We start from the raw sequence: 22,544 nt of genomic DNA on the forward strand, positions 1-22,544 counted from the left end.
GTCCCCGTGAGGCGCGGGGGTTACCATGGACGAAGGGGGCGATCTGGTTCCGCGGCTGGAGACGCTGTTTGGCGGAGTCTGGCAAGCGGCCTTGGACCATGCCGGGGTGCTGTCCCGGCGTCGGGCGCGAGACATTGGTGCCGGTGACGGCCCGAGCGGTGCCCTGCGGGCGCTGGTCGAGATGCTCGAGACCACACCTGTCTCTTCCTGGCCTGAGCGATGGTGGGGCCTGGGCAAGGTTTCCGAAACCTGCCCAACGCTGACCTTGTTCCCGGCTCGCCTCGTCGAAGGCTGCATGCGGCCCGAGGACGCCGTGCTGGTCTGGGACGTGCGCCGTCAGCCCGGTCCGCCTCGCTGCGCCAATGTCGCCATCGGCTACCTGCCGCAGGGATGCCTCACCGGTCTGCCGCGCGACGACGCAGCCAGGACGCGCTGGAGGCTCTGGTACAGCCAATGGGACGAGTGCCATGGCGCCCCGGCCTCTAGCTGGATGACCTGCGGGGAGGAGACCCCCGAGGGCATGGTCGCTGGCTGGATGGCGCGGGACGGCATCGACGGCGACGAACTGGATCGGGTGCTGGACCTGATGTCCAGGCGTCTGGTCGGCTTCTCGCGCCCACGGGTCTATGAACTCGCCGAGGCCCGCACCAGGCAGGTCTTGGAAATAACGTCGTGAGCACTCCCGCTGATGGCTTGGATGGGGCCGAACTCGAGCGGCTGCGGCAGCGCAGGGCCGAGTTGGAAGCCGAGGTGCGGCGCCTTGACAGTCTGCTCGGGACGGCGGGCGGCGTCGTTGGACCGGCGCCGAACGACGCGGCCGGTCGGGAGGCAGAACTCGCGGCCGCTCAGGTCGAGATGCGGCAGATATGCGCAGCAGCGACCGATGCCGCGGCCCTGAATGAGCAAGCTCGTTTGGGGGCAGAAGCCGAGCTCGCCTCAGTCGAGGCACTGAATGCGGCGCTGGTTCGAGCCAACGCCGACCTGCGTCTGAGCCAAGCTGCGCTCCGGAAGAGCTCCGAACTCCACCGCCTCATCTTGGAGAGCGCAATCGACTACGCCATCTTGAGCATAGATCTGTCCGGCAGGATTATCTCCTGGAACGAGGGCGCGCGCCGCATCCTGGGCTGGGAGGAAGTCGAGATCCTCGGAGAACCTGCCAAGATCATCTTCACGCCCGAGGACCGCGCTGCGGGCGTTCATGAAGCCGAAATGGACGGGGCGCTTGAGCACGGCAGAGCGTCAGACGAACGCTGGCACCTCAGGAAGGACGGCTCGCGCTTCTGGGCTAGCGGCCTCATGATGCCGCTCTTGGACGGCGAGGTCCGCGGCTTTCTAAAAATTTTGCGGGACCGGACCGAGCAGCAGCGCACTATGGAAGAGGCTCGGGCGGCTGAGGCACGCGCGGACGACATCCTGGAGGCCATGGGGGAGGCATTCCTCGCGCTCGACCGCGACTTCCGCGTCATCCGGATCAACGCCAAAGGACTCGAGATCGACGGCCGTTCCGAGGAGAAGATCCTCGGTCGAAGCCATTGGGAGCTTTGGCCCGCGACCGTCGGCACACATGTAGAGGCTGCTTACCGGCGCTGCATGACCGAGCGCGTGCCGGTGACCTTGGAGAACCACTACGTCACGGGCGGGACCGACCTCTGGCTTGAGATCCGCGCCTACCCGGGACCAGAGGGCATCGCGGTCTTCTACCGCGATATCAGCCCGCGCAAGCATGACGAGCACATGCTGCGCACGCGCGCCCGCCGCCTCGAGGTCGTCGCGCAAACCGCGGCCCGGCTGCTGGACGCCAAGGATCCCGACGAGGTACTGGCGCCTCTCTTCCAATCACTAGCGGCAGATCTCGGCATCGACGTTTCCCTCAGCTTCGTCATGGACGAGGATGGTAGTCACCTAAGCCTGGCCTCCTCTTTTGGTGTCACCAAAGGAGCCAGGGGCGAGCTCGCGCGGCTCCGGATGTATGATGACTGCGTGTGCAGTTACGTCGCCCGCACCCTGGAGCCCATGCATGCGACGGACATCCTGTCCTCGGCCGATCCGCGCTTAGATCTTGCCCGGCGGCTCGGGGTTCGTGCCTACGTGTCATTTCCACTGATTGCTGGTGGACGGCTGCTGGGGACACTGTCATTCGGCACTCGGCATCGAGATCGCTTCTCCGAAGCCGACCTTGCCTTCTTCGGCACCCTTGCCCAGCAGGTCGCGGCCGTGCGCGAGCGGCTGCGCGCCGATACGGAACAGCGGCGGCAGAAGAACCTCCTGGCCACCATCACCGACCACGCTGCCGAGGCGCTGTTCCTCATGGACCGCGATGGCCGCATTACCTTCACCAACCCTGCCGCCGAGCGAATGTTTGGTTGGGAGAATGGCGAACTGGTGGGCCGCGTCCTGCATGATCTTCTCCATCATCATCACCCGGATGGCCGCTGGTTTCCGGCCAGTGAATGCCCGCTCGTCGCGGCACTCATGTCCGGTGAGGTGCTGCGCGACCACGAGGACGTCTTCTTTTGCAAGACCGGCGCCACCCTCGATGTCGCATGCTCAAACGCACCGATCGTCATCGGTCGAGAAGTCACCGGCGCGGTGCTGGTTGTGCACGACATCACCGACCGCAGGCGGGCACAACGCGCCCTAGCCGAGAGCGAAGCGCGACTGCGGGAGAGCGAGGCCCGGTTCCGGCAACTCGCCGACTTCTCCCCCGCCATCGTCTGGTTCGGCCACCCGGATGGCGCGCTTAGCTACCTGAACAACGCCTGGTACGAGTACACCGGCCAGGCAGCCGACGGCGGGTTGGCATTCGGCTGGGCAGAGGTGGTCCACCCCGAGGACGCGGATCGCCTTCAAGTGGCATGGCAGGATGCCCGCGAGCACGGCCGGGTCTACGAGATAGAGGCTCGGCTGCGCCGCCACGACGGGGAGTACAGGTGGTTCCATATGCTCGCCATGCCGCTCCGCAACGAGGGAGGCGAGATCAGCGGCTGGCTTGGCAATGACGTCGACATCCACGATCGGAAGATGGCCGAGGAGGCTCTGCTCGACCTCAACGAGCAACTGGAGGCCCGGGTCACAGAGCGCACGGCCGAGCGCGATCGCATGTGGGAGACCTCGCCGGACCTCATGCTGGTAATCGGCTTCAACGGCGTCATCCAGCGCGTGAACCCAGCCGGGACAACCCTGCTGGGCTACTCGAAGGAAAATCTTGTCGGCCATCATGTGAACGAGTTCGTCGTTGAGGAGGATCACCAGGAGACGGTCGAGGCCTATGAGCTTGCCGCGGCAGGCGGGACACCCCGCGTCGAGAACCGCTACCGACACAAGGACGGCAGCATCCGCCATATCTCCTGGGTGGCGGCGCCTGCGGGCGATATAATCTACGCCACTGGCCGGGACATCACCGACCAGAAAGCGGCGGCCGAAGCGCTGCGGCGAACGGAAGAAGCCCTTCGCCAGAGCCAGAAGATGGAGGCGGTCGGCCAACTCACTGGCGGGCTGGCACACGACTTCAACAACCTCTTGACCGGCATCGTCGGCAGCTTGGCCCTGATGCGCAGGCGGATCGCCCAGGGGCGCACGGGCGAACTGGATCGTTACCTCGATGCAGCCCAGGCGTCGGCGGACCGTGCAGCAGCGCTCACTCACCGCTTGTTGGCCTTCTCTCGACGCCAGACACTCGAACCCAGGTCCACCGGCATTGCGGCGCTCGCCGCCTCCATGGAGGACCTCATCCGCCGCACTGTCGGACCCGCGATCGAGGTCAGCACCGCGACCAAGTCGGATCTGTGGACGACGCTCTGCGACCCGCACCAGCTTGAGAGCGCGCTGCTCAACCTGGCTATCAATGCCCGTGACGCCATGCCAGATGGCGGATTTTTGACGATTGAGGCCGTGAATAAGCACCTGGGCGATGCACAGGCCGCGCGAAGCCGGGGTCTGAAACCGGGCGACTACGTGATGGTCTCCGTCGCCGACACCGGCTCTGGTATGCAGCCCCACGTGCTCGAGCGCGTCTTCGAGCCGTTCTTCACGACGAAGCCGGTAGGCCAGGGCACTGGCCTCGGGCTGTCCATGGTCTACGGCTTCGCCCAGCAGTCGGGCGGGCAGGTCCGCATCGATAGTGAGGTGGGGCGGGGCACGACGGTGCACATCTACCTGCCCCGCCACATGGGTGAGGCGATCGGCTACGACAGGCAACCCCGCACCGAAGATATGGTTGGTGCGGAGTTCGGGGCGACGGTGGTTGTCGTGGACGACGAACCGGTCATCCGTATGCTGATCGCGGAGGTGCTCGGGGAACTGGGCTACCGGGCCATTGAAGCGGCTGATGGCCAAGAGGGCCTGCGTGTCCTCCAAGCAGAACGGCGAGTCGACCTGCTAGTCACCGATGTGGGCCTGCCCGGTGGAATGAACGGGCGGCAGCTTGCGGAGGCAGCCCGGCAGCGGCGGCCAGGGCTGAAAGTGCTGTACATCACTGGCTATGCGGAGGCTGCCGTCATTGGCAGCGACACGCTTGAGCCGGGCATGCAGGTGGTCGCCAAACCTTTTGCGATGGAGGCGCTCGCCGCCAGGATCCGCGCCATGATCGTCCAGGACCCGGCGTGAAGAACGGCAGTGTTCTGTCGCCTGCGGGATCGCAGGCACCGACAGTCGCCGTAGGCCAGAGTGACTGCACCGTTTCCGCACCGGGCGGCGAGCGGAGGATGATGCGTCTACGCACCTACCTGGCGTTCCTTGTGGTCCTCGTTCTCGCCCCGGCGCTGCTGCTGGGCGCTGCGACGATCTGCTAGACTGGCGCGGCGCTACCGCGAGCCCGGATCTGGATAGGTTCATTCGCGGCGAGAGTCCTATCAATCTTCCAGGTCATTGAGCTGCTGGTCTGCCGGACTTGGAGAGCAACATAGGCTTCGTAGGCATCGCTACCCGTCGCGATGAAGGGCGATGGCCTCGTAGATGTTCCCCGGCTGGCCGGTATCTCATCGTCGGCGAGCCAGAGGGCATCAGAGCCAGAAGGTCGCGAGTAGCGGCCGGGCACTGCCAGACACTGTCAATCGCTCACTGGCATCCGGAAGGTGAAGCAAGTTTCCTCTGCCGTCGACATGACGTCGATCTCGCCGCCATGGGCCTTGGCAATCTGGTGAGCGATGTACAACCCGAGTCCTAGTCCCTTCGAGTTTGGGCGATGCGCTCCGCGGGTGAAGGGCTCGAATATGCTGGCTAAGACCGTGACGGGGATTGGATCACCGGCATTGGCGACGGAGAGCTCGAACCAGCCATCCGCCGTCAGAGAATTCACCCGCACCGGCCGGTCGGGCGCCCCGTGGGTCAGGGCATTGCCTAGCAGGTTGGAGGCAAGCTGCGCGATCCGACGGCCGTCGCAGTTGACGGTCTCTGGAAGCTCGAACCGAGCTTCGATCATCCGACCCGGCATGCTGACCTGCAACTCCGCGACCACCTGCCGGAGTATCGGCCCTAGCGGCTCGTCATGCCTGTGGTTCAGCGTCAGACCACCGCCCAGGCGGCTGCGGGCGAGGTCCATCACGTCGTCGATGAGACCAGCCATGCGGGCGGCGCTGCTTTGGATCATGCCGACGAGGGAGGTGGCCCTGTCGTCCAATGATGTCTTGAGCAGCAGGCGGGCGCCGCTGTCGATCGCCGCTAGCGGGTTGCGCAGGTCGTGGCCCAGGACGGCGATAAACTGTTCGCGGAGCGCGGCCGCCTTGCGCTCATCGAGCAGGTTCTCCTCGGAGGCGCTCAGGCGATCGATGGCCGTCAGATGGTAGCCGATGATCTCGGCGAACATCTCGAACATGCTGATGGTTTCCGGCGTATTCAGCCTGTGCGGTTCGGGATCGATAGCGCACAATGTGCCGAAGAAGGAGCCGTCCGCGAGGCGGATCGGCACCGAGATGTAGCTCTGCAACCCGTAGGTGGCAGGCGTGTGGTGGTTACAGTAGGTCGTGTCCTCGGCGACGTTATCGATGACGATGGCCTGCCCGCTCTGCCTGATCTCGTGGCAGAGGGTGGTTTCTACGTCGAGCTCCCCACCCGGCGCCAAGCCGAACGCGATGCCGTCGCGCACGCTGCACGCGATCCATCGGTCCTCGGTCACCCGCGCGACCGCGGCGAAGCGCATGCCAGTCGTGCGGCAGACGACGTCTAGTATCGTCGGGACAGCTTTGATGCCGCCCACCGCGGCTATGTCCTGCTTGAAATCTCGTTCCATGTGCAAGCCTGCTGCCCAGTCAACGAAGAATAGGCATGGTTGGGTACTGGTGTCGCGGTTGGACGGCGCCCCCGACCTATCTGGCACCTTGCCGCAACGATCCCAGAAGCCAATCTGGTACTATCCCGGATGGCCTCGTCCGATCTTGCCCGTTGCAACATAAAAAGGAGCGTCCGTTGCGCTGATTATTTGGTAGGGCTCCCAATATACCATTCCGGGCAAATGGCCTTGCCAACGTCTCCGGAGCCGCCGCAATCAATCCCGCGAGCCCCTCAGGCTTCGTTCCTGGAGAGGAAACTTAAGTTTGCCATCCATGCTTGCCTGTCCTGGCGACTGCAAGTTAAGACGCCCCCCCCTAAACTATTGAAGCTGCGGACGGTTGGTTACCTGTCAGCGCCATTGGTGGCCTGGAGCGAAGCGCCAACCGAACCGGACCCCGATGACCAACGCCAAAGGAAACGACGACGAGAGCGATGCCCAGCCATTGCCGCATCGGCTCGGGATCGCCTCCCCCCTGCTGCGTAGGGCCGTCGAAGCCATCGGCGAGGCGATCGTCATCACTGGCCCTGAGCTCGACCCACCCGGCCCCCACATAGAGTACGTCAATCCCGCTTTCACCCGTATGACCGGCTACGCGCTAGAGGAGGTGCTGGGCCGGACGCCGCGCATGCTTCAGGGGCCGAACACGGACCGCGCCGTCATGGACGCGTTGCGGGCGGCACTCAGAGCGGGTGAGAGCTTCCAGGGGGAGGCCATCAACTACCGCAAAGATGGCACCGAGTACCTCGTCGAATGGCTTATCACCCCGGTGCTGGCGGACGGCCGCATTACGCATTGGATCGCCGCGCAGCGTGACCTGACCGAGCGCAGGCGCGCGGAGGAGCGGCAAGAACGGTTGTCCGCCGAGGTCAATCACCGTGTGAACAACACCCTGGCCGCTGTCGAATCCTTCGCCGCCCAAACGGTGCGCGGGGTGGAAACGGCACTGGAGTTCAAGGCCGCCTTTCAGCGCCGCCTGAGAGCCCTGGCCCGTGTCCACAAGCTCCTGGCCTCCCGACGTTGGACGGGCGTCCCCCTGGGTGAACTGGCAAAGGCGCAAGTCACAGCCTACTCGGTGGATGGTCCCAACCGCGTACAGGTCGAGGGGCCAGAGGTCGCGCTGCGCCCTGGCGCGGCAGTCGCGCTAGGCTTGGCATTGAACGAGTTGGCGGTGAACGCGGCGACCCACGGCGCGCTCTCGATGCCCGGCGGACATGTCCGGCTTCAATGGGACATCGAGCCAGGCGCTCGAGGCGATCTCCTGAAGTTCCGTTGGATCGAAATGGGTGGGCCAACCCTGCCAAGGCTATCGCCATCTCGTGGGTTCGGCTCCCGCTTGCTGGAGCGTGGCTTGCCCCAGGAACTGGCTGCCGAGACTCGACTACAGTTTGAGCCCTCCGGCTTCCGATGCGAGATCAACGTGGCACTCAGCACAGTGCGTAGCGAGGCGCTGTGACAATGGTCAGGGTCGAACTGGAAATAAGGTTACAAGAGGTTTTTCGAGTGCCCCTCACACAGACCCATAACGTCTCCCGATCGCCTGTACTCGCGGCGTTTATCGATAGGCACGTTGTCCCCGGCCGCGGCCGCAGCACTGGTGAGGTTATGCGCGCCAGACTCCATCCGCAGGGGGATGAACGAAAGCGTGGAGCGGCCCACCAACGGGAGTTGGACAACCCCGAGGATCGGCAGGATCCCGCGCGTGGATGCTGAGGCCCAGCCTGGTTTTCTCGCGGGCGGCGGCGAGATGGGCGCTCGCATGCGAGCCTTCGACTGGTTCAGAACTTCCCTCGGGCCCGTCGAGGGCTGGTCAGGCTGCCTGAGGACAGCCGCGTCCCTCGTGCTCGCGCTGCCGTTCGCAAACGTGCTTCTTTGGGGCTCCGATCTTACCGTCGCTGCTTACAACGACGCTTACCGGGAACGGCTGGGTGAGAAGCCTGAGGCGCTCGGCCGCTCCATTCTCGAGGTTTGGCCAGAGGTGCGCGAGACCATCGCCCCCCAACTCCGGCTGGCGATGTCCGGCGAAACCGTCTCGTTCAAAGACGTGCGGTTTACGCTCACTCGCAGCGGAGTGCCGGAGGAGGCGTGGTTTGATTATAGCTTCAGTCCCATCCGAGATGAGACGGGGAATGTTGCGGGCATTCTCAACACCGCAATCGAAACCACCGGTCGGGTCCTCGCTGAGGCGGCCCGACGGGAGAGCGAGACGCGCTGGCGCGACGTCTTCGACCACATGGGCGAGGGCTTCGAGATCATAGAGGTGATCCGTGCCCCGGACGGACGGACGGTCGACTTCCGCTATGTCGACATCAACGCTGCATGGGAGCGGCATACGGGCTTCCCAAGGGCGATGATCGTCGGCAAGCGTGCGACCGAGATTTTTCCGCCCGAGGAGACACCATTTTGGATTGAGGCCTTCGGTCGGGTGGTGGAGACGGGCGAACCGACGCACATCGAGCGGTACTTCCCCCCAGCCAACCGATGGCTGGAACTCATTGTGTACCGGCTGGGACCAGGACAGGCTGCCGTCCTATTGCGCAACGTTACAGAGCGACACGAGGCGGCAAAGCGGCTGCGGGCGAGCACAGAGCGCCAGCAGATCGCCCTGGAGACCGGCCTGATCGGCTTCTTTGAGTGGGACGTGGTTGCAGGCGTTGTCACGGCCGACGAGCACTTCGCCCGCCTCTACGGCATCCACCTCGATGCCGCCGCCGCCGGGGTGACGCTCGCCCCGCTGTTCGACCACATCCATCCAAGCGATCGCCACGCAGTGGAGGCGCACGTCGCCGGGGCACTCGCCTCGTGCTCAGACTACGAGACGGGGTTCCGCCTCATCCTCCCCGACGGTGCCACGCGCTGGTTGCTGGCGCGTGGCCGCTGCGCCGAACGTCAGGGAAGGCAGGCCTCGCGCTACATCGGGACCGTGGTAGACGTCACCGAGGCCAAGGTTGCGGAGGCTGCGCTGCGCGACAGTGAGGAGCGGCTGCGCCTGATCCTCGAGGGTATCCACGACTACGCCATCTTCACCACAGATCCTGACCACCGGATCGATGCCTGGATGCCCGGCGCAGCGCACGTTTTCGGCTGGAGCGCGGAGGAGGTTTTGGGCCAGCCCGCCGCCGTGCTCTTCACCCCGGAGGACCGCGAGGCGGGCGTTCCGGACCGGGAGATGGCGACGGCACGCCGGGAGGGGATGTGCCCGAATGTGGGCTGGCACCTGCGCAAGGACGGGCAGCGGGTGTTCATCGAGGGGAGCGTCACGGCGCTACGCGGACCAGACGACCGGATACGGGGCTTTCTCAAGATTGGCCAAGACGTTACGGCGCGAAAGGCGGCCGAGGAGAGGCAGGCCCTGCTCATGCGCGAGGTGGACCACCGAGCCAAGAACGCTCTGTCAGTGGTGGGTGCGGCGCTGAGGCTGACGCGTGCTCTCGACCTGCCGAGCTACATCAAGGCGATCGAGGGACGGATCTCGGCGTTGGCGCGGGCACAAACGATGCTCGCCAACGACCACTGGATCGGAGCGGACCTCCGGACTCTGCTGCGGGGAGAGTTGGCTGCGTTCTTTGAGGTCGGTGCCGCGGGTGGTCCCCAGGCCGAAGCGAGTGGGCCGACCGTAGCGCTTCCGGCCAGGGCAGCCCAGCCCTTCGCCATGGCGATCCACGAACTCGCCACCAACGCGATTAAGTACGGCGGCCTCTCGACTCCGACCGGCCGCATCGCAATTACTTGGGAGAAAGAGGGCTGGCCGACCGAGGTGCTTCGGTTCCGCTGGGCGGAAAGCGGCGGACCACTACTCGAGGGAAATCCAGAACGGCGTGGCTTCGGCACACGAGTGCTGGACGGGACGGTCCGACGTCAACTCGGCGGGACGGTGTCGCTCGCCTGGGAGACCTCCGGGCTCGTATGCGAGATCGAGGTCCCGCTGCTGCCAATACCGAAGATGGTCAAACTAGCCATTGAACCCTAGGCAGAAAACAGGGTTCTGCTGGCCCTGCGAGGCTGAAGGATGCGGCCGGTTTTCGTCACCGGCGGATTGCCCATTCCAATGAGTAACTAATACCAACCGCCCTGGTGGATGACCGCTCAGGGTGGATTGCAAACTTAGGAGCGAAGCTCTTCGAGGGCAGCTTGACGCCCGTTGCGGTCAGCAGATTGGCTTGGCGACATCCCGGAAAGCGGACATAGGCAGACCGGACAAGCAGCCTTGCTCAATGCTCAGGTGGTGGGGCGCTTTGCCAGGGACAGACCGATGCCTAGGGCAATCATCGCAGCGCCCGAACCTTCGCGTAGGCGGCGAATCAGGGTGGGACGTGCCACTGCGCCTTCCCGGATACTGCCTGCCGCAAAGGCCACCACGATGTCGGCCAGGGTGTTCAGCGCGACAGACACGAAGCCGAGTACCACGAACTGAAAGGCGACGCTGCCCTGGTTAAGGTCGACGAACTGCGGCACGAAAGCCAGGAAGAAGGCCGCCGTCTTTGGGTTCAACGCCTCGACCAGAACACCCTCCCGGAAGGCGCGGCGCGGCCCCACCGGCGGCGCCGCGGGTTTGCCTCCAAGGGCTGCCACACCCTCGCGGCGGGCAGCCTGGATCGTGCGGAAGCCGAGCCAGATGAGGTAGGCGGAGCCGACCAGCTTCAGCGCGGTGAAGAGCTCGGCGCTCGCGAGCACGATGGCGGAGACGCCCAGGCTGCCTGCGATCACGTGGACCATGCCGCCCAGCCCTGTGCCAAAACTGGAGGCGATGCCTTCCGCCCGCCCACCAGCGAGGGTTCTCGCCGCGACATAGAAGATACCGGGGCCAGGCGTGATGGCGAGCAAGAGAGCCGCCGCAAAGTACAGGGCGAGTTGGGACACCCCAGGCATTCTCATGAACTCCCAGCCGCGGCCGAAGCAAGGTTGTTGAGGCGTCCGACTGGCAGCGCATGGTCAGCCCTCAAGCATCTGGAGGGCCGCAGCGACGCGCCGCCGGTTATCGTCTTCGAGAGGCATAACGGGACGTGGCGGCTGTGCTTGGGTGAGGTTCAGCATGCTTGCCGCCGCATAGACCACCCGTAAGCTGCTGAGCTTCTTGAAAAGTGCCCAAAGTGGCTCAAACCTGGCGTTCAAGCGCGCCACCTCGTCTTCATCTCCTGCCTGAGCCGCGCGAAGGAGCTTCAGGGTCGGCTCCGGCAGCAGCCCGCCGACGACGCTGTACCAGGCGTCGCCACCGGCCAACACGGCAGCCGGGGCATTCCAATCACCACTGTAGCCGATGGCGAAGGCGCCAAGGATCCTGGCGCGGAGCTCCTCGTGCCGCAGGCGTGCTTCCGAGGGTGAAGGTGCCGGGTTCTTCACGGCGAGCACTGTGGGAAGCTGCGCCAGTCGCGCCACCAGGGCGTCGGAGAAGGTGAAGTGGGTCGTCCCGGGATTGTTGTAGATGCAAAGGGGCAGCGGCGTCGCTTCCGCAACGGCGACGAAGTGCTGGTAGACCTCCTCCTCGGTGAGTGGAGTGTAGGACACCGGGGCCAGGAGGAGGCCGTCCGCTCCAGCAGCTTCCGCATCTCGCGCCAGATCCCGCGCGTCATCGGTCCGGAGCGCCCCGACACCCACAATCAGCGGAACCCGGCCGCTCAGCGACGCCGACACGGCTTCGACGGCGCGGCGACGCTCGGCGCGGGTAAGATAGGCATAGGTTCCGGTGCTGCCCAGCAGGCCGATGGAGTCCACCTCCGCCGCGGCGAGGCGCTGCACCAAGCGCACCAGGCCGTCGGTGTCGACATGGCCAGCAGGGTCAGCAGGCGTGATGGGAAATGCGGAGAGGCCGCGGAACATCCCGGGCGCGTATGGCGTCGTCTGGCTCATCTGGATCGCGAGGCTCATCCAACTGGGATCATCGTTGCCACGTAGCGGTCCGACGCGCGCTGGCTGGCCACGAGCCCGGCAGCCACGCCCGCACGATCCTGCACGCTGCGGTTCTGGCTCATCTTCCGCTTGCCTTCGAGGCGTGTGATCGGCAGCCGCAGGCCGACGATCCCCCGCAACTGAGCGCGGACGAAGGCTTCCGGTGCTTCCATCACGGCCCACGGCTTAGCCTGGGATTGCTCATGCAGGTTCGTCAGTCGGGTGACGACCTCTAGCAGCCGGTCGGCATCCTCGAAGAACTCGACGGCACCGTAGGCGTGCACGGTGATGTAGTTCCAGGTCGGCACGACTTTGTGGTGCTCCTGTTTGGTGGCGTACCAGGAGGGGCTGACGTAGGCGTCGGGACCCATGAACAGCGCCATGTCGTCGCCCGTCGGCGGAAGCTTCCACTGCGTGTTCGCCCGAGCCACATGGCCATAGAGGGTGCCGTAGGCGCCTTCCTCGGGCACCAGGAAGAGCGGCAGCGGCGTTGCAAGCAAGCCCTCGGTCGTCGCGGTGACGAGGTTCGCCAAGCGCGCCTCCCGCATTGTGCCGTGCAGGGCGGCGAGATCATCCACATGGAAGGCGGGCGGGACGTACATCGGCTGGGCTCCCCAATCGTGCTGGAACATGCTCTGTCGATGGTCCACAAAGAACGTCCAGTTTCCTTGAAATGAAGTGGGCCAGTCACTGCAATGAGGCCGGAAGCACCCACACCCGAGCGGGTCACACAGAGGATCAGCGAGACGATCAAGACCCAGATCGCCTCCGGCCTGCTTGGCCCGGGTGCCCGGCTGCCCTCCACCCGGTCACTGGCGGCGGAGTGGGGCGTCTCGCGGACGACGGTGACGGCCGCCTACGAGCAACTCATCGCGGAAGGTTACCTAGAGACGCGCCAGGGCGCCCTGGCGCAGGTGGCGAGGGACCTTGGCCAAGCTTCGCCTCTGCCAGGACAACCCACCACTCGCGCAGCCCCTGACCGTCTGTCGGCCTTTGGGCAGAGACTGGCGGCCTTTCCACTTCCCCCGCTCGCCGGTCCGATGCGGTTGACAGTGGATTTTCGATACGGGGATTTGGCGGCCGACGACTTTCCGGTGCTCGCCTGGAGGAAGGCAGTCACCGGCGTGCTACTGCGCCGAAGACCGCGCCTCCGGTATGAGGACCCCAGCGGCTTGCCCGGTCTGCGGACTGCCTTGCAGGGATACCTGTGGAGGGCGCGTGGTCTACGCTGCGAACCGGGGCAGGTCATCGTGGTCAGCGGCTCGCAGCAGGGCCTCGACCTCTGCGCGCGACTGCTGCTCGATCCGGGCGATCAAGCCGTGATCGAGAACCCGGGCTACAACCTCGCGCGCCAAGTCTTCCTGGCCGTCGGGGCAGAGGTCGTTCCTATTACGGTGGATCGGGACGGCATGCGGACGGAGAGCCTACCTCCGGCCCGGCTGGCCTATGTCACGCCATCGCACCAGTTTCCCCTCGGGGGCGTCATGTCGGTTGGCCGTCGGCGGGAGCTTCTCGCCTGGGCAAGGCACACGGGCGCCCATGTCATCGAGGACGACTACGACAGCGAGTATCGCTATGATATCGCCCCGGTCCCGACGGTCCAGGCCATGGATGGCGCCGGGCGGGTCATCTATCTCGGCACGGTCTCCAAGACGCTCTCACCGACGCTGCGCCTCGGCTACCTCGTGGTCCCGGTGGCACTGGCGGACGCCTTCGCCCAGGCGAAGCGGCTGGCGGACCGGCACGCGCCCGGCCTGGAACAGGAAGCCCTGGCAAACCTGATTGAGAGCGGCTCCTACGAGCGGCATGTCCGGCGCGTGCGCCGCCGCAATGGTGAGCGGCGCGCTGCCCTGCTGGCGGCGCTGTCGGCCAACCTGGGCGATGCAGTGATCGTGGTTGGCGTTGATGCAGGGCTGCACGTCGTCGCCTGGCTGAACGGCATCCCCCGCGCGGCCGAGGAGGACTTCGCCCGGCAGGCGGCCAGTGCCGGTCTGGGCATCTATCCGATCAGCCCATTGTACGACCGCACGGGAGGCGCCTTGCGCCCGGGTTGTGCCGGACTCGTCCTTGGCTATGCAGCCCTCTCTGTGGCGAGCATCGAGAAGGGCGTCGGGTTGCTGGCCGAGCTAACCCGCTCGTACAAGCAGGGTTGAGCGCGGTTGGTGACGTCCACGCCAACAACCTAGTGAAGACTCTAAGGACGGCCGTTAAGGAGGGCAACGCTGCGAAGGATCGCGCCGAGTTGGCTCGCCGCTGGAGCGCCGGAACTGTCCGGCGGGGCACTCGGTCTCGCCGAGTGGCTGAAGCAGGAATGCGCACTTTTATCCGGGTTGGCCACTTCAACGCCCATCAGCGGCGAGGGACATGGCTGGCCGGGCACTCCGCGTGCCGCCTTGTTTCCTCGGCGGCCTCAGGGCTGATGCCAGCGACCTCCCAAAGAGAGGACCGAGCCGCCATCCGTCGGGCGGCTCGGGCGGGCAGCAGCAGCGATGCCGCCCCGGCCGAAGCTACACTTGGCGAGGTCGGGATCGACGCCGATGCGTTGCGATGCCGACGGTCGCGGTGGTGACCACCATCAGGCCAGCGACAGCCATCAGCGCCACAGACATCGAGGACATGGTCAGGATCGCGCTGGCAAAGATGACCCCGGAGGAGTTGGCGGTACGCAGCAGGGCGAAGACTTCGGCGCGCCTTTGCGGAGGAGCTAGGGTGTCCAGGATGAGCGAGTAGTAGGTGCCCAGCGGGGCCAGAACAGAACCAACCAGCACGGCACCGAGAACCGTCGTGGCCAACGAATGCTCCATAGCCACGAGTGCGGCACCCAGGGTCATGACGGACAACTGGACCACCACGGCCTTTCGCGTGGCCATGCGGTTGCGCAGGCTGACCCAGATCCCGCCAGCCACGGAGGCCAGACACAGCGGGACAGTGAACAGGAAGGCTAGCGCCGGTTCGTAGCCAAACCGCAGCGCCAGCGCGACGGCACCGATCTCGATGGACGCCACCGTGGCTCCGCTTGCCGCGGAACACATGAGCCAGAGCAGGATGGACGGGCTGAGCACCGCTCCCCCGGCGTGGAGCACACCCTCGATGGGACTGGAGCGGGTCTGCGGCATCAGCAGCATTGGGACGGCGCCCAAAGCCGCGATCGCCAGGACGGCGAAGACCGGCGAGATCGTGCCCAGGCCGGAGGCCGCCACCGGCGCCAGCACGAAAGTCAACTCGTTGAGCGTGGCCGCGATGCCGAGGGCACGTGGGAGCCGCGCGGCAGGCGTCAGCCAGTTCAGCACCGAGCGGAGATACCCGTGGGCCGCACCATTCACGGAGCCCCCGACTGCCGCGGCCAGGATGAGCCAGATGAGCGGCGCCCCTCCTGCCGCCAGGGCGGCAATTAGGACCAGGGCCGCAGTGCGGATACCCACCAGCAGTCTCAGGAACGTCGCTGCTGGCAGGTTCCTGCCGATCCGAGCGATGGGAACCGCCCCGACCACCTGGGCCAATGTCATGGCCAGGATGATCGCCGCGCCGCGGCTGGCGTCCCCGGTGAGGCTCAGCGCGACCAGGGAGAACGCGATGGGACCTGCCGCTTGCGGAACGCTGAAGGTGGCCGACGACACAAACCAGCGGAACAGCCGCCAGCGGTCGGATGCCCCGTCGTCAGGGCGCATTCATGTGCCAGCCGTCGCGCTCGATAGGGCAGCCACGTACTTGGACGGCGTGATGTTACGGCCGCACAGCACGACGGCGACCTTCTTGCCCCTGAACTCATCTGCCAGGCGGATCAGCCCGGCGAGCGCCACCCCAGCCGCGCCCTCGACCATCCAGCGGTCATGCTCGGCCAGCAGCCACATGGCGCGCTTGATCTCCCGCTCGCTCACCGCGACGCGCCTGTCCATGGTCTGGGCGCAAAGGTCGAGCGTGACTGAACCCGGCTCGATGCCGCCCGCCGTGCCGTCGGAGATGGTGTCCGTCTCAGGCACGTCGTGGATGTATCCGGCCTCCAGCGCCTGCATCAGGCAGGGCGACGCTTCCGGCCAGCACCCGACGACCAACGCCCCAACGCCGCGGCCTTTTAGTGCCGTGCCGATTCCGCTCACCAGTCCGCCGCCTCCGACTGCCACGAAGACGGCGTCGAGGTCCGGTGCACGGTTAGCCAGTTCGAGCCCGATCGTGCCCTGGCCCGCGATGACCGAAAGATCGTTGTAGGGCGATACGAACAGCCGTCCGCTTGCCTCCGCCTCCCTTCGAGCAGCGAGTTCGACCTCAAGGCTGGATTCCTCCAGCAGTTGGAGTTCGGCGCCGTAGCCGCGGATCGCGGCCAGCTTAGCGGGGGATGCCGTGGACGTGGCATAGACGGTCACCCGCACCCCAGCGTGGCGCCCCGCGAGGGCCACGGCTTGGCCGTGGTTGCCCGAGGAGGCCGTCACAACGCCGCGGCGGCGCTGGTCCTCGTTGAGCAGCCGGATGGCGTTGGCGGCGCCCCGGTACTTGAAGGAGCCGGTGGTTTGCAGGTGCTCGGCTTTCAGCAGCACCTCGCAGCCCAGCAGGTCGGATAGGCCGAAGCTCGGTAGCAGTGGCGTTTCCAGCATCTCGGCCGGGCGCTGCTCCAACGCCTCGACGATGTTGTCGATGAGCGACATCGGAAACCGTCCCTTGTTTGGGTGGGGTGTCTATTCTAGGCGGCGTGTATCCACAAGGAGATGAGGCTTGGCTGAAATTGCGGCTCAGTACCGGATGCTCGCCGACGCCAGCGCCTCCTTGTTCGGGCCGCTGGTGGAGGTCGCCGTGCATGACCTCGAAGCGGACACGATGGCTTACATCGCAAACCCTATGTCGCCGTGCGGGCTCGGCGAGCCTTCCCACTTCCGCTCGCTCGGCATGCCCGGCCGGAATGGCTTCACCGGGCCGTATGAAACGACCAATTGGGACGGGCGCCGCCCGAAGTCGGTGTCGGTCGTGTTGCCGGGCGCACCCGCCGTGATGCTGTGCATCAACACGGACGTGTCCTCGTTCGACACGTTGTGCGGCACGCTCGAGATCATCCTGAAGCCAGCGGCCCGCCGACGCTGGTAATCAATCGCTTGTGGGGTTGGCTCGCCTCGAGTTGGCAGCCTTGTCGAGTGCTGCACAGCGGCGTGTGGCCCGATTGGGACGCCTCGAGGATCACAGGTCGGTCAGGACGCCGGATCCTTCCGATTGCCCTTCGACACAATGAGCATGTCGGCATCCGGCAAGGGACGCTGTAGCTCCCTGGCGACTTCCCACGGTGCCTCCAACCAGGTGTCCATCTCGTCCGGCATCGTCAGCAACACCGGCATGGCCTTCGGATGAATAGCGCCTACTGTCTCGTTCGGGTCGCAGGTCAGGAATCCATAAAGCTCGTGCTCGCCCTCAACGGGATCGGCCTTGGTGCCGCGAACCCCGGTCCAGGTGGTCCAGATCCCCGCAAAGGCGAACAGGGGGCGCTCCTCCGACAACCCAAACCAGACCGGCGTCTTTTTGGGCTTGGTGTCCTCCCACTCGGAGAAGGACGTGACCGGCACCAGGCAGCGATGCGCCGGACCCAGCCAGCGGCGCCAGTGCGGGCTGCGGGTGTTGCGGATGTTGGTCACAGGGTGCCCGCCATACTGCTCCGGGCCGGGCATGCCCCAGCGCATCATGATGAGCTCACGCTCGCCATCCTCGGCCTGCCGCACAACCGGCGCCATGCTGTCCGGATAGATGGCGGGCAGCGGTGGTAGGTTGCCGGTGCGGTCGCGCGTGGCCCCAGTGAGCCCCATGATCGCGCGCTGGTTGCTGGTCATGCTGTAGAGGTTGCACATGGGGCAGCTTCAGGAGCGCTTCTTCCTCACCCGCTTCTTGGGCGCGGCGTTGGTCAATGCCGCCGCCCAGGGGTCGGTGACCTGTTTGGTACCCTCTCGCATCGCGGCCGTCTGATGGCGCTTGGCTTGGCCGAGCATGACGCCCCGGGCGGCTCCGGCCCAGGCATTCGCCCCGCTGAGCATCATGCTCATCAGCGGGTTCTTGGTCCACAGGTTGAACATGTCCGTCTCCTGGGGCGCCGACCGAGGGCCTCCCAACCTCGTCAGAAGCCAGCCCAGCGCTGACAGTTGCCGAGACCCAAATGTTCTCTTAACGTTCCCCTACCTGAGCAGGAGACCCCTGTGGACCCGAGACAGCCTGAGCCTCTGCCCCTGCGAATACGGACCGGCCACGCCGCGCCGCCATTTCGCATTCCCGCAGACGAGGTTCCAGCATGTCCGCCGACCACGATGCAGTAGACGAGGATGGCTTAGTCGATAACGACTTCCCGGACGGTGAGCCGGTTCCTGAAGCACCCAGGGCCGTGGACCCGGCCCGGATTGTAGCCCGCCTCGCCGTCCAATGCGCTCTGGCCGAACAGGGGGTCGATGCCGATGCCCTAGTCGGCGTCGTTGTCATCGAGGTGCCCAGTCCGGATTGGGTGTCGCCCGTCAGCATGGCCTGGCGGGACATCGCCAAGGTGCCCACCAAGCGGACGTCCAGCAGTAGGACAGGCGACATCGAGGTTCGGCCGGGCGAGTGGATGGTCTTTGACGCCGATGGCTCTGGATCACGCCACAGACCCAAATACGAGAACGAGCAGGTCGCGGAGAGCCTTTGGCAGGGCCAGAGCGTCCTCGGAGTGTCCCACGCGCCCGACCGGCTCCTGCCAGCGGACCTTCTCCGCGCTGCCGACCTGAGGCTCGTCCTGATGCCTCTAAACGCCGAAGACCTGATGGGTGTAGCCCAGTCGGTCACGTCCAGCACTACGGACCTGACGCTCGCCGTCGAGGTCTGCGCCGCCGTGTCGCCGGTGGTCCTGAGGCTGGCACGACGGTCAGGGCAGTCGGCCGAGGACTTCCTGCGGCGCGCCGAAGCTATCGTGGCTCGCGCTACCTCGAGAGCGTCGCGGCCCACACCTACGCTGGACGACCTCCCTGGCATGGATGCTGCGGTAGCCTGGGGACATGACCTCGCGCGCGACCTGGCGGCCTATGGCGCCGGTCGGCTCTCCTGGGCCGACATCGACCGCGGGTGCCTGCTCGCCGGTCCTCCCGGCACCGGCAAGACCACCTTCGCCCGCGCCCTGGCGGCGACCTGCGGCGTCCCGCTTGTCGTCGGCTCCTACTCGATGTGGCAGGCGTCGAGGGATGGGCACCTTGGCGATCTCCTCAAGGCAATGGCGGCGACTTTCGATGAGGCCAGGAAGGCGGCGCCCTCCATCCTATTCATCGACGAACTCGATAGCTTCTACAGTCGAACCGCCGACAGCCGTCACCGAGATTGGTGGGCCTCGGTTGTCGGCGCGCTGCTCGAGCACCTGGACGGCGTCGGCGGGCGCGAGGGCGTCGTGGTGGTTGGGGCCACCAACCATCCCGAGATGGTCGACCCGGCCATCACGCGATCAGGCCGTCTGGACCGCATCATCGCCGTCCCCCTCCCTGACCAGCGTGCTTTGGCAGGAATCCTTCGGGTTCACCTCGGTGACGACTTGGCAGGCGTCGACCTGACCCGGGCGGCGCTGCTCGCTTTGGGCGGCACGGGTGCTGATTGCGAGCGCTGGGCCCGCGGCGCCCGGCGGCGGGCGCGCAAGGCCGGGCGCCCGATGACGCTCGACGACCTGCTGGCGGAGATCCGGGGTGCCGGTCAGATGTCACCTGTGGGTGCCCGGCGGATCGCGGCGGTGCACGAGGCCGGGCATGCCCTGATGCAGGTGCTGGAGCAGCCGGGCACCCTGCAACACGTCTCCATCCGTGAGGATGACCAGAGCGGCGGGCATACGGCCGTCGATACCCCGAGCGGCGACGTCACCGAAGCTTGGCTCAGCATGCACCTGCGCCGGTTTCTGGCTGGCCGGGCTGCGGAGGAGGTGGTGCTCGGGCAGGTGACGGGTGGCTCCGGAGGGCCGATCCACAGTGACCTGGGGAGGGCGACCTGGCTGGCCGCCAACGCCGAGACGGCGATGGGCATGTCCGCACGGCCATTGCTTTGGCTCGGCCTCTGGAACGAGCGGGACCTCGCTACCCTGCTGATGAACCGGCCGGATCTAGCGCGGCGGGTCGAGACGCGGCTCAACGCCGCCTATGAGGAGGTCTGCCGCCGATTGCGGGAGCACCGGCCCGCACTGGATTCTCTGGAGGCGGGACTGCTGGAGCGGGAGGTGCTGACCGGCACCGAAGTGGAGGCAATCGTGCTGACTGAGAGGAAGGCATGAACGAGGGAACGAGACGCCAGCCACGGCCGGACATCAGCGATCTGCCCGAGAACGTGCGGGCAACCATCCACCTGTATGCATGGGCCGCTTTGAAACGGCTCGCCTTCGCGGCCGAGCGGGCCAAGAACACGAAGTGGGAGACTACGGCGCGCGCGGCCTACGCCGAGATCGAGCGACTTCTGGACAAAGTCGAGGAGGACGCTAGGCGGGCCGGAAGACCACTTGTGCGGCCACCTCTGCATCCGGAAGGACACGGACCGGACATCAGTGACGACCAGGAAGATGACCTCCAGGCGCTGCGGCTACTGATTGAGCAGCGGCAGGCCGGTGAGTTCTTTGAACTCGAAGACCCGGTGTTACTGGACGCCGCCTTACTGACCTGGGACTCCGTTGAGGAAGTATTTGGTTGGCTGCACCGACCGCATCCCCTGCTGAATGGTCGGACGCCTGCCGCGGTCGCCGCCGAGGGTGACGCCGGTCGTCAGCAGGTGCTCGACATCCTCGGTCGCCTGCGTGCGGGCACGGCGCCATGACGCCTGAGGAATTCCAGGAGTGGCAGAAGGGCGAGCCCGACTTCCACGAGCTCCTCGACGGCCAGCCGGTCCGCCTGTCGGACGCGCGCCAGGTCACCCGCCGCATTTTCCGCGTGCTGGTGGCTGCTGTGAGGGCAATGGGCAGCGTAGACCTTGGCCGCGAGTGGATCGAGACGCCTCACGCCGAGCTCGACGGCATCGAGCCGTGGCGGCATGCCGAAGCCGGATGGGAAGGTGTCCACAAATGCTTGGCCTGGCTGGCCAATGCCCATCCCGGCTGCACGAACTACGATCCTGAACTAGCCCTCATCCGGACCGGGACACCTGCTGACCTCCTGGAGGAAGCCGAGCGCTTCGCCGCAATCGAGCGTCGGCGCCGACTGAGCGGGCCCGGGATGCGCACCTTCCTGGCAATCACGGCGCTCTGGGGGTTGGGCGAGGCCGAGCGGTGCCGCGTACTCGGCGGGTCGCCGGATATCGAGATCTGGATCCAGGCGGCCCGGGCGCACCACCCCCTCGCGCTGCCGGATGACGTCCTCGCCCAGATCTCCGCCGTCCTCGCAATCCATCAGGCGCTCGGGGTTCTTCATGTCCTCGAGCGCGAAGGGGTCGAGTGGCTCAAGGCGCAGCATGCCGCGCCCGTCTTCGGCGGCCGTCCGCCGCTTGACCTCGTCATCAGCGGTGGGCCGCCAGGACCGCTTGTTGTGCTGGGATTCCTGCATGCGGCACAGCAGGGCCTCTACATGCCACCCGGTCCGCTCGACCGGCGCTGGCAGCCATACGACGACGATGACATCAGGGTTGGCTGACCGTCCGGCGTCGCCTGGCCTTGATGCCGCAGGTTCCATCCGTGGCATATTGGAGATGCCGATGATTCCAACTAGACAACCGATACCTGGCGCAGACGATCTGTTGACGCACCTGCGGTCTTTTTGTCTTCCCTGGCGGGCGCTCACTATCGCCATCGATGGACGGAATGGCGCTGGCAAGACATCCGTGGCGCGCTACCTGGCGTGGCAGCTTGGCATGCCGGTCTTGGAGACGGACCTTTGGTTATCTTCGACGTCTCCTGTGACCCATCGGATCGGTGAACTCGAGAAACTGGTCCGGTCGCGGCATCGACAAGGCCGCCCTGTCATCATCGAGGGCGTCACGATGATGCAGACGCTGGAGGCACTTGGTATCCAGCCGGACTACTGCGTCTTCATCACAAACGAGGCGCGGGAATCCGAGCCTGAGGACGATGATGAAGACTGGGGTCCGCCGCAGTGCCTGTCCGAGGAGGTTGACACCTATCTGCGGGAGCGCCAGCCAGCGAGGCGCGCAGACTTCCACCTAACCTGGCGTGAGCCGACGATGAGGGTGGGTAGCCTGGAGGCTACGGCGGACATCCAGGTGCCCAATCCCTTTGCACAAAGATTGTAAGTGGTTGGAAGCGGCTGATGGCCGAGTGCCTGGAACTTCGGCGTCGACGCTCCTGGCGACTTGGGGCGTGCAGACATGCCGCAAACACACCAGGTGTCACGTAGACTTGGTGCCAGGCGTCAGCAGCCTCCGAGGCTTCGCCATTCGGCACCGGTCGGGCCGAGCGGCGGACACCCTCGAACGAGCACCTACCCTGTGT

18 protein-coding genes are annotated in these 22,544 nt (G+C 66.0%); 10 read left to right on the forward strand and 8 right to left on the reverse strand.

All coding sequences use genetic code 11. The features are described from left to right. Nucleotides 1-25: 25 nt before the first annotated feature. Nucleotides 26-676 carry a hypothetical protein gene (locus LH62_RS05085; RefSeq protein ID WP_043359697.1) on the forward strand — a complete coding sequence of 217 codons (651 nt, stop codon included), beginning with the start codon at nt 26-28 and terminating at the stop codon, nt 674-676. After that, nucleotides 673-4,605 (forward strand): PAS domain S-box protein, encoded by a 3,933-nt coding sequence (locus tag LH62_RS28060; protein ID WP_052213726.1) that lies wholly within the window; start codon nt 673-675, stop codon nt 4,603-4,605. Before LH62_RS05085 ends, LH62_RS28060 begins: the two co-directional genes overlap by 4 nt. Before the next feature lie 442 nt (nt 4,606-5,047). Here the strand turns inward: LH62_RS28060 and LH62_RS05095 are convergent, their stop codons facing one another. Then, a complete protein-coding gene (locus LH62_RS05095; protein ID WP_043359699.1) occupies nt 5,048-6,226 on the reverse strand; it encodes a GAF domain-containing sensor histidine kinase in 1,179 nt (392 codons plus the stop codon). 439 nt (nt 6,227-6,665) lie between these two features. Between LH62_RS05095 and LH62_RS05100 the strand changes: the two genes are divergently transcribed. Together LH62_RS05100 and LH62_RS28065 are read left to right on the forward strand one after the other, a co-directional pair. Further along, nucleotides 6,666-7,721, forward strand: coding sequence for an HWE histidine kinase domain-containing protein (locus LH62_RS05100; protein ID WP_082012359.1), 1,056 nt, complete (start codon nt 6,666-6,668; stop codon nt 7,719-7,721). 246 nt (nt 7,722-7,967) lie between these two features. Beyond that, nucleotides 7,968-10,235 carry a PAS domain S-box protein gene (locus tag LH62_RS28065; protein ID WP_052213727.1) on the forward strand — a complete coding sequence of 756 codons (2,268 nt, stop codon included), beginning with the start codon at nt 7,968-7,970 and terminating at the stop codon, nt 10,233-10,235. A 248-nt stretch (nt 10,236-10,483) separates the two neighbouring features. On the opposite strand, the gene LH62_RS05110 is transcribed toward LH62_RS28065, so the two are convergent. The 3 genes from LH62_RS05110 to LH62_RS05120 form a co-directional block, all read right to left on the reverse strand. Continuing rightward, the gene (locus LH62_RS05110; protein ID WP_043359703.1) at nt 10,484-11,134 is read right to left on the reverse strand and encodes a LysE family translocator; all 651 of its coding nucleotides are present in this window, start codon (nt 11,132-11,134) and stop codon (nt 10,484-10,486) included. A 63-nt stretch (nt 11,135-11,197) separates the two neighbouring features. Then, complete coding sequence (locus LH62_RS05115) at nt 11,198-12,130, reverse strand: dihydrodipicolinate synthase family protein (protein ID WP_236552479.1); 933 nt, start codon at nt 12,128-12,130, stop codon at nt 11,198-11,200. After that, nucleotides 12,127-12,783: an FMN-binding negative transcriptional regulator gene (locus LH62_RS05120; protein WP_236552480.1), complete on the reverse strand. Its 657-nt coding sequence runs from the start codon at nt 12,781-12,783 to the stop codon at nt 12,127-12,129. The genes LH62_RS05115 and LH62_RS05120 overlap by 4 nt, the downstream gene beginning before the upstream one ends. 63 nt (nt 12,784-12,846) lie before the next feature. Here LH62_RS05120 and LH62_RS05125 point away from each other — a divergent pair, with 63 nt between their 5' ends. Then, nucleotides 12,847-14,304 (forward strand): PLP-dependent aminotransferase family protein, encoded by a 1,458-nt coding sequence (locus tag LH62_RS05125; protein WP_043359705.1) that lies wholly within the window; start codon nt 12,847-12,849, stop codon nt 14,302-14,304. 354 nt (nt 14,305-14,658) lie between these two features. Here LH62_RS05125 and LH62_RS05130 read toward each other — a convergent pair whose 3' ends face one another. Both LH62_RS05130 and LH62_RS05135 read right to left on the reverse strand, forming a co-directional pair. Next, complete coding sequence (locus LH62_RS05130) at nt 14,659-15,819, reverse strand: MFS transporter (protein WP_052213728.1); 1,161 nt, start codon at nt 15,817-15,819, stop codon at nt 14,659-14,661. Continuing rightward, nucleotides 15,820-16,791, reverse strand: a complete 972-nt coding sequence (locus LH62_RS05135; RefSeq protein ID WP_043359707.1) for a threonine/serine dehydratase — start codon at nt 16,789-16,791, stop codon at nt 15,820-15,822. Nucleotides 16,792-16,858: 67 nt separating this feature from the next. On the opposite strand from LH62_RS05135, the gene LH62_RS05140 reads away from it, so the two are divergent. Continuing rightward, nucleotides 16,859-17,224 (forward strand): PAS domain-containing protein, encoded by a 366-nt coding sequence (locus LH62_RS05140; RefSeq protein ID WP_144404383.1) that lies wholly within the window; start codon nt 16,859-16,861, stop codon nt 17,222-17,224. Nucleotides 17,225-17,325: 101 nt separating this feature from the next. On the opposite strand, the gene LH62_RS05145 is transcribed toward LH62_RS05140, so the two are convergent. Both LH62_RS05145 and LH62_RS05150 read right to left on the reverse strand, forming a co-directional pair. Continuing rightward, entirely contained in the window at nt 17,326-17,973 is a 648-nt protein-coding gene (locus LH62_RS05145; protein WP_043359708.1) for an SOS response-associated peptidase, read from the reverse strand. A gap of 9 nt (nt 17,974-17,982) precedes the next feature. After that, nucleotides 17,983-18,195 (reverse strand): hypothetical protein, encoded by a 213-nt coding sequence (locus LH62_RS05150; protein ID WP_043359709.1) that lies wholly within the window; start codon nt 18,193-18,195, stop codon nt 17,983-17,985. A 212-nt stretch (nt 18,196-18,407) separates the two neighbouring features. Between LH62_RS05150 and LH62_RS05155 the strand changes: the two genes are divergently transcribed. The 4 genes from LH62_RS05155 to LH62_RS05170 all read left to right on the forward strand — a co-directional run bounded on the left by LH62_RS05155 (nt 18,408) and on the right by LH62_RS05170 (nt 22,345). Continuing rightward, nucleotides 18,408-20,387 (forward strand): AAA family ATPase, encoded by a 1,980-nt coding sequence (locus tag LH62_RS05155; RefSeq protein WP_052213730.1) that lies wholly within the window; start codon nt 18,408-18,410, stop codon nt 20,385-20,387. Further along, the gene (locus LH62_RS05160) at nt 20,384-20,920 is read left to right on the forward strand and encodes an MbcA/ParS/Xre antitoxin family protein (protein WP_043359710.1); all 537 of its coding nucleotides are present in this window, start codon (nt 20,384-20,386) and stop codon (nt 20,918-20,920) included. Before LH62_RS05155 ends, LH62_RS05160 begins: the two co-directional genes overlap by 4 nt. After that, nucleotides 20,917-21,729: a hypothetical protein gene (locus LH62_RS31855; protein ID WP_236552481.1), complete on the forward strand. Its 813-nt coding sequence runs from the start codon at nt 20,917-20,919 to the stop codon at nt 21,727-21,729. The genes LH62_RS05160 and LH62_RS31855 overlap by 4 nt, the downstream gene beginning before the upstream one ends. A gap of 187 nt (nt 21,730-21,916) precedes the next feature. Further along, nucleotides 21,917-22,345 (forward strand): hypothetical protein, encoded by a 429-nt coding sequence (locus tag LH62_RS05170; protein WP_043359711.1) that lies wholly within the window; start codon nt 21,917-21,919, stop codon nt 22,343-22,345. Nucleotides 22,346-22,544 lie beyond the last annotated feature (199 nt).

It is taken from the genome of Belnapia sp. F-4-1, from assembly GCF_000802185.1.
In the GTDB taxonomy this organism is placed as follows: Bacteria; Pseudomonadota; Alphaproteobacteria; order Acetobacterales; family Acetobacteraceae; genus Belnapia.